16 protein-coding genes are annotated in these 16,194 nt (G+C 36.4%); 11 read left to right on the top strand and 5 right to left on the bottom strand.

Annotated elements, in window-relative coordinates:
* Window positions 1-28: 28 nt before the first annotated feature.
* From BGO88_RS03975 to BGO88_RS03985, 3 genes are read left to right on the top strand one after another with little or no spacing between them, the layout of a single operon-like run.
* Complete coding sequence (locus tag BGO88_RS03975) at window positions 29-760, top strand: class I SAM-dependent methyltransferase (RefSeq protein ID WP_056070776.1); 732 nt, start codon at window positions 29-31, stop codon at window positions 758-760.
* Window positions 761-802: 42 nt separating this feature from the next.
* Entirely contained in the window at window positions 803-1,522 is a 720-nt protein-coding gene (locus BGO88_RS03980) for a ZIP family metal transporter (RefSeq protein ID WP_056070773.1), read from the top strand.
* Window positions 1,523-1,528: 6 nt separating this feature from the next.
* Entirely contained in the window at window positions 1,529-2,428 is a 900-nt protein-coding gene (locus BGO88_RS03985; RefSeq protein ID WP_273238681.1) for a hypothetical protein, read from the top strand.
* 27 nt (window positions 2,429-2,455) lie between these two features.
* Here the strand turns inward: BGO88_RS03985 and BGO88_RS03990 are convergent, their stop codons facing one another.
* The 4 genes from BGO88_RS03990 to BGO88_RS04005 are packed head-to-tail and all read right to left on the bottom strand — an operon-like array spanning window position 2,456 to window position 6,465.
* A complete protein-coding gene (locus BGO88_RS03990; RefSeq protein ID WP_286706038.1) occupies window positions 2,456-5,119 on the bottom strand; it encodes a peptidase associated/transthyretin-like domain-containing protein in 2,664 nt (887 codons plus the stop codon).
* Window positions 5,112-5,846, bottom strand: a complete 735-nt coding sequence (locus tag BGO88_RS03995; RefSeq protein WP_286706039.1) for a GLPGLI family protein — start codon at window positions 5,844-5,846, stop codon at window positions 5,112-5,114. The genes BGO88_RS03990 and BGO88_RS03995 overlap by 8 nt, the downstream gene beginning before the upstream one ends.
* A 4-nt stretch (window positions 5,847-5,850) precedes the next feature.
* Window positions 5,851-6,153: a hypothetical protein gene (locus BGO88_RS04000; protein ID WP_286706040.1), complete on the bottom strand. Its 303-nt coding sequence runs from the start codon at window positions 6,151-6,153 to the stop codon at window positions 5,851-5,853.
* A gap of 3 nt (window positions 6,154-6,156) precedes the next feature.
* Complete coding sequence (locus BGO88_RS04005) at window positions 6,157-6,465, bottom strand: hypothetical protein (RefSeq protein ID WP_286706041.1); 309 nt, start codon at window positions 6,463-6,465, stop codon at window positions 6,157-6,159.
* Window positions 6,466-6,628: 163 nt separating this feature from the next.
* Here BGO88_RS04005 and murQ point away from each other — a divergent pair, with 163 nt between their 5' ends.
* The 8 genes from murQ (at window position 6,629) to BGO88_RS04045 (ending at window position 13,492) form a co-directional block, all read left to right on the top strand.
* Complete coding sequence (gene murQ, locus BGO88_RS04010; RefSeq protein WP_056070754.1) at window positions 6,629-7,441, top strand: N-acetylmuramic acid 6-phosphate etherase; 813 nt, start codon at window positions 6,629-6,631, stop codon at window positions 7,439-7,441.
* Window positions 7,442-7,444: 3 nt separating this feature from the next.
* A complete protein-coding gene (locus BGO88_RS04015; protein ID WP_056070750.1) occupies window positions 7,445-7,669 on the top strand; it encodes a DUF6095 family protein in 225 nt (74 codons plus the stop codon).
* Entirely contained in the window at window positions 7,666-8,238 is a 573-nt protein-coding gene (locus BGO88_RS04020; protein ID WP_286706042.1) for a pentapeptide repeat-containing protein, read from the top strand. Before BGO88_RS04015 ends, BGO88_RS04020 begins: the two co-directional genes overlap by 4 nt.
* 2 nt (window positions 8,239-8,240) lie before the next feature.
* Window positions 8,241-8,816, top strand: coding sequence for a DUF1572 domain-containing protein (locus BGO88_RS04025; RefSeq protein ID WP_286706043.1), 576 nt, complete (start codon window positions 8,241-8,243; stop codon window positions 8,814-8,816).
* A 7-nt stretch (window positions 8,817-8,823) separates the two neighbouring features.
* Window positions 8,824-9,201, top strand: coding sequence for a hypothetical protein (locus tag BGO88_RS04030; protein ID WP_056070743.1), 378 nt, complete (start codon window positions 8,824-8,826; stop codon window positions 9,199-9,201).
* A gap of 6 nt (window positions 9,202-9,207) precedes the next feature.
* Window positions 9,208-9,984: a TerC family protein gene (locus tag BGO88_RS04035; protein WP_056070740.1), complete on the top strand. Its 777-nt coding sequence runs from the start codon at window positions 9,208-9,210 to the stop codon at window positions 9,982-9,984.
* Between the two features lie 170 nt (window positions 9,985-10,154).
* Complete coding sequence (locus BGO88_RS04040) at window positions 10,155-11,636, top strand: alkaline phosphatase PhoX (protein WP_056070736.1); 1,482 nt, start codon at window positions 10,155-10,157, stop codon at window positions 11,634-11,636.
* A 71-nt stretch (window positions 11,637-11,707) separates the two neighbouring features.
* On the top strand, window positions 11,708-13,492 hold the full coding sequence (locus BGO88_RS04045; RefSeq protein WP_286706044.1) for a cytochrome-c peroxidase: 1,785 nt from the start codon (window positions 11,708-11,710) through the stop codon (window positions 13,490-13,492).
* A gap of 35 nt (window positions 13,493-13,527) precedes the next feature.
* On the opposite strand, the gene BGO88_RS04050 is transcribed toward BGO88_RS04045, so the two are convergent.
* Complete coding sequence (locus BGO88_RS04050; RefSeq protein ID WP_286706045.1) at window positions 13,528-16,179, bottom strand: DNA gyrase/topoisomerase IV subunit A; 2,652 nt, start codon at window positions 16,177-16,179, stop codon at window positions 13,528-13,530.
* Between the last annotated feature and the right edge of the window lie 15 nt (window positions 16,180-16,194).

Consider the following 16,194-nt stretch of genomic DNA (forward strand, 5'->3'; position numbering starts at 1 on the left):
CACTAAATTTGCAGCTTAATTCAATACGATGCAAAAAGAAAAAAATACTTGGTTTGCCTCCTGGTTCGACACTCCTTATTATCACATACTTTACAAAGACCGGGATTATGAGGAAGCCCAAGTGTTTATGGACAATATCACCAATTATTTAAATCTTCCTGAAGACGCCAAAATACTAGACCTTGCCTGCGGAAAAGGCCGCCATTCTATATATCTCAACCAACTAGGATATGATGTGACCGGAGCCGACCTATCTGAAAACAGTATTGCCGAAGCTTCTAAATTTTCAAACAGCAAACTGCATTTTACGGTTCATGACATGAGAATGCCATTTGATGAAAAATTTGATGCTATCTTTAACCTGTTTACCAGTTTTGGTTATTTTGAAAATGATGAAGACAATCTTACTACCCTGAAAGCAATTAAGGAAAGTTTGTCTGAATATGGTTTTGCCGTAATCGACTTCATGAATGTTCATCATGTCATTAGCAATCTGGTTCCTGAAGAAACCAAAATCGTTGAGGGCATTGAGTTTAAAATCAAAAGATACGTAAAGGACAATCATATTTTCAAAGAAATAGACTTTGAAGACAAGGGCGAAAAGTTTCATTTTGTTGAAAAAGTACAGGCATTAACATTACAGGATTTTGAGGAAATGATGGAAGAAGCAGGCATATTCCTGTTAGATACTTTTGGAGATTATAAATTAAAAAAGTTCTATAAGAACGAAAGCGAAAGACTCATAATGGTTTTCAAATAATCTGGGCGATAAACTGCCTGATAATTTTCTATATTTTAAAGTATGGACCACATTGTACCCTATATTCTGCCCCTATTTTCAGTTTTAATCGGTTATGCTATTGCGCTGTTTCTAAAACCGAAAAAGAAAACCAATCTAAAGCTGCTAATGGCTTTTAGTGGTTCGTTTCTACTTTCCATAACCGTTATGCACCTGCTTCCTGAAGTTTATGAAGCCAGTCTCCACGCACATCACGACCATGACCACGGGCATGAACATTCGAATGCGATAGGAATTTTTATAATGCTGGGGATTTTGTTCCAGATTATATTGGAATTTTTCTCAAAAGGAGCTGAACACGGCCACGTTCACGGACATGAAGAAATGCATAAAATGCCCTGGTTGTTATTTATAAGCCTTTGCATCCATGCCTTGTTAGAAGGTTTTCCGGTGAGCCATCATCACGACCTGGCGTTAGGAATAGCCATCCACCACCTTCCGATTGCTATTATCCTGACTTCCTTTTTCGTAAATGCACATCTCAATAAAACTGCGATTTTGCTGTTTATGGTTGCTTTTGCAATCATGACACCACTAGGAACAGTACTTTCAGAATACTTACCTTTCCTGACAGCTTATTATACAGAAATCACAGCGGTTGTAATCGGGATTTTATTCCATATTTCATCTACCATTATTTTTGAAAGCAGTGAAGGGCATAAATTCAACCTTGCCAAGTTGTCTATGATTGCTATTGGAATTGTTGCGGCTTATTTTATATAAGTTTTTATGGAAATCACATCCAGAAGACATCCTTATAAGTTTTATTTTGCACTTCTAATAATAAACCTAGCCTTCTTATGCTTTAGTATCTTCTTTTTTATAAGTAATGAAGTAAATGCACATGCTCTTGGATTTATTTTTATTGGAATGGCGGCAGTCTTCAATTATATTTTTTTAAAAAAATCGCCAAAGATTATTGTAAATGATAAGGGAATCCAAGTTGGAAAAAAACAATACTATTGGAATGATCGTTTAGAAATCGAAATTACCGGAAAAGGAATGGGATATATCCATTCTGATTACGAAGCAACAAAGATTTTATTCAAAAATCAGGATGTGGTTTGTATTTATGATGTTTATTACGCTAACTCTCCTGAAATCAAAAGTTTTATCAATCAGGTTGTAATCAACGAAAGCGAAGCATTTAAGTTTGAAAAAATACGTTTAGAAAAAAAGAATTTATCATTTGAGAACTTAAAAACTTTTAAAGGCCATCCCATTTTTTCTTTTAGGGGAATTATGATGTGGGGGCTTATCCTGTTCGTCATTTTTGTTCCATCAAAAAACCCTAAAAGCCTTGAGTTTGTTCCTATATTGGTTGTATCTGCCTTTTGTTTGTTCTGGTTTTTATTAAACTCCTGGATGGCTCATTATTTTCAGATTTCTAATAAGTATTTTATTGTAAAAAATCATTACTTCTTTTGGATTAAAAAAGTCTACTTACTTAAAGACATTCGAGAAATAGTATATGACCAGCAAGTAAGACAACCGAATGCGTTACGAATTATCACAAAAGATTTTGACAACAGTCGCTTTTTAGCAGGAACCCTTCGTGACAAACATTGGCTTGAAATGATGACCGTTTTAAGAAATAAAAAAATTAAAGTCAGGAACGAATCTATCTAATACTTCGTAGCTTTGAAACACATATAACTAAAACCGAAAAGAAGCGCTCCCCAGAATATATCTTTCCAATAAATTATGTGAAGCTATGGTTTTTGAATAGTCGGAAATTGAAACTGTTTCAAATTTCTTATTATTGGTCAGGTTTCTCATAATTAAGGCGTATTGAAATCTTTTATTTAGAGGCGTATATCGCAGTTCAGAATCTAAAAACAGATAATTGTTGTTTTTTGACAAATCCGGAAAGACAAAATTAGTAGCTAGATTGGCCTTCAAATCAGGTCTTATTTTATAAGTCATTTTAAAAGTATCATTAAAACTGCTAAATCGGTTTTGAATCACATTATCCAGTAAAAAGTCAATAGTAGAATAACTGAAATTGTTTTCAATATAAAATTTTGATTTGAAAGCGGCTCGTAAAACACAGTTTATAAACAATAGCCTGGATTCAACATCTCTTAGATTGGAATCATTTACAATGTTTTTGTCAAATGATAAGGCATAACTGCCATTAATCTGCAGGGTAGTCCTCATAAAATGCATATAACGTTCAAAATCCAAATTCAAACTGTAATCTCTATTGCCTGCTTCCAATAAAAATGAATTTGTAAAAGTATTATCGAGATTAATCGTATTTCTTGAAAAATAATTATTACTCCTTTTATTATGATTGCCGGATACAGAAAAACGGGTTACCTTAAAAGTATCATTATAAATATAATTAAGATTATAGGTATGTGTGTTTAAAAATGAAATATTGGGGCTATTATTTCTGAAACTTCTAAAACCCGTAAGCACAAAACCTTCAAAAAGATGCTCTTCAGAAGGAACTATTTCATTATAACTATAGGTAGCAACCAGATTAGATTTGGTATTCAAAACATACTGGAACTTCATTATTGGTAAAAAGACAAATTTTTCCTCTTTCCTGTTCAGGTTTCTGATTTCGTCATTCAGGGCGATATCATAATACTGATTATTAAATAAAATTGCGAAACCATATTTTTGTTTTTTTATATAACTCAAACTTAAAGCTACATTAGGAAGTTGATACTTATAGCGCATTCTATTTTGATAAAGCCTGTCTGTATAAACCGTACCATCAGAATAATTTGCTTTCAGGCTTGAGTTTAGCGTATTATTGACAGATAAATATCCTGCCATCAATTTCAATTTCGCTTTATTAAAATTGCGGTAGTATTCACCTTTGGTCTTAAAAGTTTCTTTATCAAAACGGCTGTATTGATTATTGCTGATTACGGCATTAGTATTACCTTCTTCAATATTTAAACCAGGGGTAAGCAAAAAATCTTGTGGAGCCCGATTATTACTATAAAGCACTACTCCTGTTACAGCACTATTTTCATTTATCCTATTGGTAAAATTAAAATCCTGTTTGGTAAAAAAATTAGTTGTTTTTACCTCATTCTTCTGCGCTACTTCATTATTTAGGCTATTGCTGTCAAAATCAATTTCCTGATAATTCGCTTTTCCAATATATTCCCATATAAAACAATCATTTACTTTATTCGACAATTGAATATTGGCATTATACAGACGTGGTTTTTTAATGATATCTTCAATCTCATTAATTACAAATTGTTCCTCATTAATACTGTATTCAGTATGTGATTTATTCGTTCTGGTTAGTCTGTCATCATAAATTCCTAAATTTGTTTTTGCCGTAATCTTCGATGAAAATTTATGCAATAAATTTAGTTCCAAATTAAAATTACTGTTTATCCTATGGTATTTATTTTCCAGTTGGGAATAAAATCCTCCCTGACCAATTAATGTTTTAGTTTGTTCTTCTTTTTCGCTTTTTTGGCTCAATGAAGTAATTTCAGAACTAAAATCATACGGACTGTAATTATTGCCAATATTATTGTAGGCCGTTGTTAAAAAACCTTTTGTCTTTTTGTTCACAAACAAACCCGTCATTGAAACATTATACCTGTCTTGAATCCCATAACTAAAAAAAGCATCACCTGAGAGGTCTGTCTTTCCCTTTTTCAGTAAGATATTAATAGCTACATCCTCAGCATTTACAAGTCCTTTAAGCATTGCATTTTCATTAAAGTTTTCAATAGCCTGAACTTTTTCAACCATGTCAACACTGAGATTTTTACTTCCGGTTGTGTATTGACTATTAAACAAATCATCTCCATCAAGTAAGAATTTTTTAATGCTTTTGCCTTTAAATTTTATCTCTCCGCTTTCTTCCACTTTAATACCGGGTAGTTTTTTAAGTAAGTCCTCTACAACCCTCTCTGTTCCATCTTTAAAACTTTCAGGATTATAAGTAGTCGTATCATTTTTAATTCTGATTGGCATTTCTTTTGTAATAACTACTTCCTCTAATTCTGTGGGTTTGTTTTCAAGATTAAAGTTTAAAATAATGATTTGTTTATTTTTTTGAATGCTACTCAAATGTTTTATTTGTGATTCAAAAGCAAGGGCGTTCACTTCTACCCAAATTGAATCTAAGGATTCTTTTAAATCTATTTGATAAAAGCCTTCTTTGTTTGTTTTTGTGTATTGATGTATAGAACTACTATTTTCCGATTTACGAATTATGATACTGGCATAAGGCACGGCCTCATTTTCATGAAAAACCGTGCCTTTTATAGTTTGTGCTTTAAAGTCAAAACTGGTAAAAAAAATAATAATTATGAAGTAACATAAATTATTCATTATTGTCATTTATATATACCTCAATGCCTCTTTTAGGAATAAAAACAGCTGTATCTTCATCAGGCACATAATTGGTTATTCTTTTAAAATAATCCTTATAAGCGTTGATAAATTGATCCCAATTAATATAAGATAGGTTTAATTTATCAAAAGGATTTTCTATAACCTCATTACTATTCTGTATTTTAATAGCCTTGTAATGTATAGCCCCATCATTTGAAATAACTTCCAGGATTAGACCCGGTAAGCCATCAAATTTTTTTGGTCCGTTTTGAATAGGGATTGCTGTTGTAAAATAAAGTGTATAATCTCTACCCCTGTAATGCCCAACTGCCTGCTGGCATTTGTATCCTAATATTTCTTTATAGTTTCCAGTTATAGTCCATGCAGTCATATAGGTATTGTCTTTAAGCAAATATTTAGGGAAAATTGTTTTCGAATAATATTCATTAGAAACAAAATCTTTATATTCAGCAGGATTTGAAAAATCAAATTCGGAAGCCTTTTGTATAGTTTCACCAATATTTTTAAAACCTACAATGGTATCTGTAACTTTCACATAGGAAATACTATTTGAGCCATCTGTTATCAGCCTGATGATTCCGAATGCTGAAAAGCCATATTTATCTTTATCATCAGCTAACTCAAACTTATAATCAACAGTAAGGGTTTGACCCCAACAAATTGAAATAGTAAATAATAGTAGTATTAAAAAAATGTGTCTCATAGCTTTATTTTCCGGCTTCAATGGTGACAGGTACTTTTGTTTCCATAGACATTTGAAGAGCTAAATCAGCCAGCCTTCCTGCTTTACTACATGCCTTCGCCTGTGCATCTTGATATGAAATATCTGATGTGACACAAGTTTTCACCACGATAACAATATGAGTATTTGTCCCTCTTACACCTCCTTCAGCCCTTCTCTCACAGCAAGCAACAGGAGAATCTGTTCTTTTTATATCTGTTTGATTTTTTGACGAAGCGAATTGAGAAAAAACACAGACCAATAACACTGTTAAAATTATTCTTCCCATCTCTTAAGATTGTTTTAGTGTTAAATCCATATTCTTAAGAGCATTTAGAGCATTTTCTGCTGCCTTTTGCGCATTAGTACATGCGTAAACATATGCCTGGTCTCTATTACCTTTGGCTGAAGTAGCACATTTTTTAACTGAAATTTTTATATAATCGGCTGTTCCCGCTATCCCCTTGCTAGCTTGACCAACACAGCACATAGTAACTTCATTAAAATTTTGTTTAAATTCTTCATTTCCGTTATTTGAAGCAAACAAACTTAAGGAAGACGTAAACAAACAAAAAGTTGAAAATAATTTAATTTTTTTCATAAATTTTAAATCTAATTGGTTTATAAATAATCTGTATCGATACGAAGCTAATATAATAAAAAAATAACAAAATGTAAGTTTTTCTTTAAAAATACTTATTCTGGTAAATGAATAAATAACTTAAGAAACTTCGTATTTTTGAAAAATAATATTCCTTTTAAAGATGACCTTCACTAAAACTACCGAACAGTCTTCAAAATATGAGCATTTAGAAAAAATGCCTGTTGCCGACCTGCTTCGCAACATCAACAACGAAGACAAAACGGTTCCTCTTGCCGTTGAAAAAGCATTACCACAGATTGAAAAACTGGTCGAAAAAATCGTCGAAAAAATGAAAGAAGGCGGCCGTTTGTTCTATATCGGTGCCGGAACATCCGGGCGATTAGGCATAGTCGATGCTTCGGAATGCCCGCCAACATTTGGTGTTCCTTTTGACCTGGTAATTGGTATTATTGCCGGAGGTGATACTGCTATCCGCAAAGCTGTGGAGTTTGCAGAAGACGACAGAGAACAGGCATGGAAAGACCTTCAGGAATGGGATATTAACGAAAAAGATGTCGTTATTGGCATAGCAGCCTCAGGGACTACTCCTTATGTAATTGGCGGCTTGCAGAAATGCATCGAAAAGAACATTACTACAGGAAGCATTTCTTGTAATGCTGAAAGTCCGCTGTCTAAAACTTCTGATTTTCCTATAGATGTGGTAGTCGGGCCGGAATTTGTAACCGGAAGTTCCAGAATGAAAGCAGGAACTGCCCAAAAACTGGTATTGAATATGATTTCAACTTCTACCATGATTCAGTTGGGCAGAGTCAAAGGAAATAAAATGGTAGACATGCAGCTCAGCAACCATAAGCTTGTAGGAAGAGCCGTTAGAATGATTATGGAAGAACTGTCTGTTTCGGAAACGGAAGCAACATCGCTGCTTGAAAAATATAAAAATGTCAGGAATTCTATAGAAAACTATAAAAGGTAAACCATGAATACCGACAAAAAAATACTGCAAAAAGGAATTTTATACCTATCCATAGCAATGCCTCTGCTTTTTTTAGGTCCTGTTATAATTCACAGTGCTTTTAAAAACCAAAGCCATCCGTTGTATCTGATTGTTCTGGGAATAGGTATTCTCACCTGTTTGGGAGCCATGCTCATGTTGTTTCTTGGAATTCGAAAAATCATGAACAGCCTATTCAAAAAGCGATGAAAGAAACCGTTCACATAGGCAAGACATTTACAAAAGTTACCTATACCGAAGAATTGATACAGAAACGGGAATTCGAAAATTGTACTTTTATAGATTGTGACCTGTATGGCAGCGATTTTTCACAAAGTCAGTTTATCGATTGTTCTTTTAAAGGATGTAACCTTTCAATAATAAAACTCAATGCCACAGGGTTGAAAAATGTTGCATTTGATGCCTGCAAGATGATGGGAATTGGTTTTGACTACAGTGACGACTTTTTGTTTGAGGTACAATTCAACGACTGTACTTTAGACTTCTCGTCTTTTGCACGCAAAAAAATGCAAAAGACCAAATTTATAAATTCTTCCATGCAGGAAGTTAATTTTTCTGAAACAGACCTGACAAAGTCTGTTTTTGAAGACATCAACCTCAACAGGGCATTATTTAACAGGACAATATTAGTAGAAGCCGATTTGTCAAAAGCTTATAATTTTTCAATCGACCCTGAACTTAATTTCCTCAAAAAAGCCAAATTTTCGCTCAAGGATGCGGGCGGATTATTAGAAAAATACAACATAAAACTCGTTTAATCATGGATGCAAATTCTCACTTTCTGGACAGTGTTAAAAAACAGTTTTTATACTATAAAACTCTTGGCGAAAAAGCAATGGCCCAACTAGCTGACGAACAGCTTTTTATTTCGCTAAACGAAGACACAAACAGCATTGCTGTCATCGTCAAACATATGCATGGCAATATGCTTTCCCGCTGGACTGACTTTCTCACTTCTGACGGAGAAAAAGAATGGCGCAAGAGAGACGGTGAATTTGTAGACACCTACCAGTCAAGAGAAGAATTAATGGCAAAATGGAACGAAGGCTGGGACTGTCTTTTTAATGCTATAAATCCGTTACATCCGGAACAGCTAACAGAAATCATCTATATCCGTAATGAAGGACATACCGTTATTGAAGCCATTAACAGGCAACTGGCACATTATCCGTACCATATCGGGCAGATTGTCTTTTATGCCAAACTTTTGAAAAAGACCGAATGGGACAGCCTTTCAATCCCTAAAAACAAATCTGGTGACTACAACGCCGCAAAATTCGCCCAGGAAAAATCCATCAAAAATTTTACCGACGACGAATTAAATAAACTTAAATAAACATCCTATGAAAAAAATACTTTCCCTTGCCCTGCTCACTGTTGGATTACTGACTTCCTGCTATAATGTAGAACGAAACTGCAAAGATTTTAAAACCGGAGAATTTCAATTCGAATATGAAGTTAATGGTGTAAAAAAAACATCTCACTTTGTAAGAAATGATACTTTGGAAATTGATACTTTTGAAGGAAAGACCGACACTTCAAAAGTTCGATGGATTAATGATTGTGAATATATTCTGGAGAAAATGAATCCGAAAAATATGGCGGAAAAACAGGCAATCCACATGAAAATTTTGAGTACAACTGAAAACTCATATACATTTGAGTTTTCAAAACTGGGCAATACAAACAAACAAAAAGGAACAGTAACCAAAATCAAATAAACAAAAATGGAAGTATTTTTAAATCCGGATGCATGGATTGCCTTATTGACTCTGACTTTTTTAGAGATTATCTTAGGTATTGACAATATTATTTTTATTTCAATCGTAACCGGAAAGCTGCCTGTCGAAGACCGCAAACGAGCTACACGAATAGGACTTTTCCTTGCCATGTTTATGAGAATAGGGCTACTTTTTGGAATTACGCTGCTGATTGCCATGAAAGCTCCGTTGTTTTCTTTTGATTTTGGATGGTTTAGCGGCCATGTTACCGGACAGGCTTTAATTTTACTCCTGGGTGGTCTTTTCCTTATTTATAAGAGTACTAAAGAAATTCATGAAAAGGTCGACCATAAAGGGGAAGAAGAAAAGAGTTTGGGCGATGTTGCCAAAAAATCATTCTCCAGTGTAATCCTTCAAATTTTATTAATTGACCTGATTTTCTCTGTCGATTCCATCCTGACAGCGGTTGGTATGACAAACGGCCTGGAAGGCGCCTTATACATTATGATTACTGCTGTAGTAATTTCTGTAGGTGTCATGATGCTTTTTGCCGTTCCGGTTGGAAATTTCGTAAATGCAAACCCTTCCATCCAAATTTTAGGTCTGGCTTTCCTTATTCTGATTGGTTTTATGCTGATTACGGAAAGTATGCATCTTTCTGAGGCGCAATTGGCCGGACAACATGTTGGAGCCGTTCCAAAAGGCTATCTGTATTTTGCGATTGCCTTTTCACTGGCGGTAGAATTCCTTAACATGAAAATGAGGAAAAAATCTTCTAATTAAATCCACCACTATAAATAGAAAGCGCTTCCTGATTACGGAAGCGCTTTTTATTTACAAAGAACACTTTCACAATACAATTCCTTTACTTTTAAATATACTTTTAAAAATCATTCCTTAATTTACTGTTAACGTCTCATAAATAGCTTTGCCACAAACAAAAAACCAACAACATGAGACAACTAACAACCAAGACTTTTGCCATTTTGGCAACGGCAAGCATCTTATTGGCAAGCTGCCAAAATGATGACAGTTCAAACGGAACTCCAGTAAACCGGGAAATTGACTTTACATCGCATTCCTCTATCCCGGCTTTTGTGTTTGCAATGCCCGGATTTGAGAGCATGGAAATTAGCACCTTAATTACAAGTGCCGACCAACTGTCACAGTCTCCCGCTTTCGTATACGGAGCCCAGCCTGATGGTGCCGGATTAATGAAGAATCCTTCAGGTGAAGGTTATATCCTGATTTCAAACCACGAAATCCTGCAATCAGTTTCAAGGGTATATTTAGACAAGACTTTTAAGCCTGTCAAAGGTGAATATATTGTTGACGGCGTGGGCGGAATGACCCGTTTGTGCTCGGCTACTCTTGCAACTCCTGAAATTCATGGCTTTGGTCCTATCTTCCTTACAGCAGGAGAAAGTGGCGAAGAAAGTATGGTTCACGGAATTGACCCTATGGGGTTAGCAAATGACAGAAGCAGAACCGACAGAATTCTTCCTGCATTAGGAAAAGCCAGTATGGAAAATGCCGTACCGCTTCCAAAAGACGCTTATCCGGGTAAAACCGTTATCTTAATTGGAGAAGACCAATCCTATACAACGTCTCATGCCAGCGCAGGACAAATGATTATGTACATGAGTAATACAGTAGGTGACTTGTCTAACGGAAAACTATATGCCCTAAAAAGAACTGACGGAAACCAGGTTGAAACTGCTATGACTATGAACAATAGCTACAATGTTTCTTTTGTTGAAATTCCAAATGCTAAAAACCTTACCGGTGCTGTAATCAATACTACAGTAAACAATTTGGGTGCAATCCGTTTCTCCAGAGTGGAAGATGTAGATTACAGAAAAGGAAGTGCCAGCAACAATCGTGAAGTTTATTTCACGGCCACAGGTCAGGCTACTTCAAATGCTCCGGTAGATGGCTACACAATGTGGGGAAGAGTTTACAGATTAAAAATGGATGCTAACAATCCGTTGGCAGGAACTCTTGAAGTAATTGCTGAAGGCGACAGTACTCCGGGAACAGGATTAATCAATCCGGACAACCTTTGTGTTACGGAAAATTTCGTGTACATTCAGGAAGATGGTGACAGCTATTATACTGCTGCCCAGCACGATTCATACATATGGCAGTACAACATCGCTACAAAACAAAACAAGCCATGGTTAAACATGAATCATAAGCGAAACGATGCGGCCTGGAACTCTCTTTATAACCAGACAGGCGAAATGCGTTTTGGAAGCTGGGAATTTGGTGCAATGACTGACATATCAGACATCATTGGTGTTCCGGGAACATTCCTTGTAAACATCCACCCGCACACCTGGCAGAAAGATGCCTTCCTGAATGCTGACGGAAGCGGAAGAAGCACTAACAAAGAAGGTGGACAGACCGTAATCATACGAAACGTACAACGTTAATTCACACAAAAACAACACTATAAAACAACCCTTATCCTAACATAAGGGTTGTTGCTTTTTAACTACACAAAATGAAATTAAAGTATTTTATATTTTCCCTTACCCTGCTTACTTTCTTTTTTTCTGGCTGTCAGGACAGAGCATTTGAAAAAAACATAAAACAGGAACTTTTAATAGACCTCACAAAATTGAAAAACGAAATCATTTTGTTGCAGGAAAAAATTGCTGCAGATGGTTCTCAAAAAGAAGTTTTGGAGCAATTCAAAAAAACCCGATTGCAATACAAAAGAATCGAGTGGGCAGTTGAATATTTTGTTCCGGAAACAGCCCGATTCATGAATGGACCGGCATTGGATGAAATGGAACTGGAAGAGAATAAGTTTTTCGTTCCTAACGGTTTCCAGGTCATTGAAGAACATATCTATCCTGAATACGATTCCAAAAATAAAAAAGAAATAATCCGCGAACTGGATATTTTGCTTTCCAATACAAAACAAGTTGAGACAACTTTTGGAGCCATTACAATCAGTGATGATTATGTTTTAGATGCTTTACAGCAAAATGTCCACAGAATCCTGACTTTGGGAATTACCGGCTTTGACAGCCCTATACTCAATTCTTCCATTCCGGAAGCCCGACAAAGCTTGTCCGTAATTCCGGAACTGCTATTAATTATCCAGGCTAACAGTAAGATTTTGGACGATGTAAAACAAATAGCTGCAAAAGCAAAAGAATATTGTGATTCAAATCCGAATTTTAATACATTCAACAGGGTTGTATTTATTACAGAATATCTGAATCCGTTGTCACAAAAACTAAATCTCTTCCAAAAAGAAGAAAAGATACCGGCCGTAGAACGCAACCGACCGTTAAAGGCAACTGCATCGACTCTGTTTGATGAAAATGCTTTTGATGTGAACGGTTTTGTAGCTTCTAATGAATACCGATATTCTGATGAAAAAGCGATTTTAGGAGAAAAGCTGTTTTATGATAAAAGTCTGTCCAAAGACGGCAACAGAAGCTGTGCTTCCTGCCATAATCCTGAAAAAGCATTTACAGACGGTTTGAAAACCAATGTTTCTTTAAAAGGGAAAAACCTCAACCGCAATACGCCTACCCTAACCTATGCCTCCTTCCAAAATGCGCAATTTTGGGATATGCGACAGCTCGATTTAGAAAAACAAAGTGTCGATGTTATTCAAAATGAAGACGAAATGCACGGCTCGCTTGCCGCAATCCATTCTAAAGTTTCTTCTGACAGGGAATACATCCAACTTTTTCAGAAAGCATATCCTAAATCGGATAAGACGGAAGCCTGGCAGATTCAAAATGCAATCTCCAGTTATGTTCGTTCGCTCAATTCTTTCGATTCACGATTTGATTCTTATATGCGTGGCAATAAAAACAGCATCAACGCCGAAGAAATTCAGGGGATGAACCTGTTTATGGGAAAAGCGAAATGTGCGACTTGCCATTTTACGCCATTGTTTAACGGAACAGTACCTCCTAATTTTGCCAAAACAGAACATGAAGTTGTAGGTACGCCTGAAGATGCTTCCGGCAAACGCCTGAGCAAGGATGAAGGCCGTTATATTTTCAATCAGCTACCACAACTCAAAGGAGCCTTCAAAACCCCAACACTTCGCAATGTGGCCGTAACCGCACCTTATATGCATAACGGGGCATATGCTACTTTGGAAGAAGTGGTTGAATTTTATGATTTAGGCGGAGGAACAGGATTAGGCCTTAGCGTAGAAAACCAAACTCTTCCAACCGACAAGCTGAATCTGACCGCTGCTGAAAAAAAAGCGCTGGTTGCGTTCATGAAAACACTGACAGACAAGAGATACAACTAAAAAGAAACGGAATGCAATGCATTCCGTTTTTTTATTTAATCCAGACTTAATGTAATCTGTCCGTCATCATCAAGCTGTACGTCATCTGAAATTTCTGTGGAGCCGGAAACTTCTATTTCTTCAGGAATTTCTTCTTCCGGTTCTTCATAAGGTAACGGTTCCAAAAGGTTGACCTGTTTTAGCTTATCTGTTGTCAATTGGTTTCCTAAGGCTTTTATTCCCTTTACAGCAATAAAACTCTCCAAATCAACCGTCTGGTTTTCTTTCTGTACGCCTTTTACTTTTGCAAACACGATTTCGGCTACCGGACGGTAATCTGTCGCTACGATTTCCAGTTGCGATTTTGGATGTTCCGTAATAAAAATTTCTTCTTTGTTTTCATTTTCGACGAGGAATCGTTTTACGAAATAGCGTTCTTTTTCTCCGTCATAATAGATAGCAGAAATAGGTTTTTTAGGCAGCCATTTTTCAAGGACTACCATATCTTCATCAAAATGCGTGGTCAATTCCGGAATAATCGTTTTCAGCCTTCCGGACTGATTGATAATCAAGAGCCTGTCATTTGGCCTGAATTCGCCTAATAGTTCTCCCCTGCCATCTACATTTAATTTCTGGACTGTATCATCAAACCAGATTCTTCTTGGTTTTAAGGTTGAAATTCCTTTTTCCTTTAATTCTATTTTCTTGATTGGATATTTGGTCACCAGATTTCCTTTTGAAGCTCTTCCCTTGATGGCCATTGCCGCAAAATCAATATCAAATTTCAATTTTTTGACACTTCCAACCTGTCGGAGCAATACGGTAATAACTTCCGCTTCCCCATTCGGGTTATGCGAAAAGTACAATACCTGTGAACCCGGCTTTTCCTGTGTCAGGTCATAAGCCTTGTCTCTGGTAATTCCTGAAACATTGAAACGTTTGATATAGGACGGGCCTGATTTTCCATCACGATAAATCATGTTATAAATTGTACGTTTATCGTTCTTATCAAAAATAGCTACGTGTATGATGTCTTTGCCTACGAACTTTTTATCGTCGACTTTGGAAACCATCATGGTCCCGTTTCGAAGAAAGACAATCACATCATCAATATCAGAACAATCTGTAACATATTCGTCTTTTTTCAATCCGGTTCCAATAAAGCCTTCTTCCCGGTTTACATAAAGCTTGGTATTTCTCAATACCACTTTTGTAGCTTCAATATCATCAAAAATTCGGAGTTCGGTTTGACGTTCCTTCCCTTTTCCGTATTTTTCTTTCAGTTTCGTAAAGAATGCTATTGTGAAATCAATAATGTGGTCCAAATCGTGTTTTACCTGTTCAATATCACCTTCCAAAGCCTCAATTTTCTCTTGCGCCTTGTCAATATCAAACTTGGAAATTCTCTTGATTCGGATTTCGGTCAGCCTAACAATATCTTCTTCCGTAACGGCACGTTTTAAATGCTGAACATAAGGTTTCAGTCCTTCATCAATTGCCTTGATAACGCCTTCCCACGTTTCTTCTTCTTCAATAAGACGGTAAATTCTTTTCTCGATAAAAATACGCTCCAGAGAAAGGAAATGCCATTGTTCTTCCAGTTCATCCAACTGGATTTCCAGTTCACGCTTGAGCAGGTCTACCGTTCTCTGGGTAGAAATCTTAAGCATGTCTGATACGCCAATAAATAAAGGCTTATGGTCCTGTATCACACAACCAAGCGGTGCAACAGAAGTCTCACAGGCTGTAAAAGCAAACAAGGCATCAATGGTCTTATCTGGTGAAACACCCGGATAAAGATGAATGATAATTTCAACTTCAGCAGCGGTATTATCTTCAATTTTTTTAATCTTGATTTTCCCTTTTTCATTGGCTTTCAGGATACTTTCAATCAAGGTTGAAGTGTTGGTCGTGAAAGGAATCTGCGTTATGACCAACGTTTGCTTATCAAGCTGGGAAATTTTAGCACGAACGCGCACACGTCCGCCACGCATTCCATCGTTATAATTGGAAACGTCGGCAATACCCGCCGTTGGAAAATCAGGATATAATGTAAAAGGTTTCCCTTTTAATATTTTTATAGAACTATCTATCAGTTCATTAAAGTTATGCGGCAGTACTTTGGTAGAAAGTCCTACGGCAATACCTTCTGCCCCCTGAGCTAATAACAGTGGAAATTTTACAGGAAGGTTTATAGGCTCATTCCTTCTCCCATCATACGAAGCCTGCCATGAGGTAATTTTTGGAGAATAGAGAACATCGTGCCCGAATTTGCTGATTCTTGCTTCGATATAACGGGAAGCGGCGGCACCGTCGCCTGTCAGGATGTTACCCCAGTTTCCCTGCATGTCAATAAGTAGGTCCTTCTGCCCTATCTGCACCATCGCATCACCAATACTGGCATCACCGTGCGGGTGATACTGCATGGTGTGCCCAACAATGTTCGCTACTTTATTGTAACGTCCATCGTCCAGTTCTTTCATCGAGTGCATAATCCTGCGTTGTACAGGCTTAAAACCATCTTCTATGGCAGGAACGGCACGTTCTAGGATTACATAGGAAGCATAATCCAAGAACCAATCCTTATACATTCCGGTTACCTTGGTAATGGTATCCTCCGGATTGTTTTCTTCCTGATTATCGTAAAAATGCGACCCTGAACCCTCAGGTTGACCTTCAATCGGCTCTAAATTCTCTTCTTCGTCCATTTATTAAGCGGTCCT

The sequence above is a fragment of the Flavobacterium sp. 38-13 genome (genome assembly GCF_001899155.1).
Taxonomy (GTDB): domain Bacteria; phylum Bacteroidota; class Bacteroidia; order Flavobacteriales; family Flavobacteriaceae; genus Flavobacterium; species Flavobacterium lindanitolerans.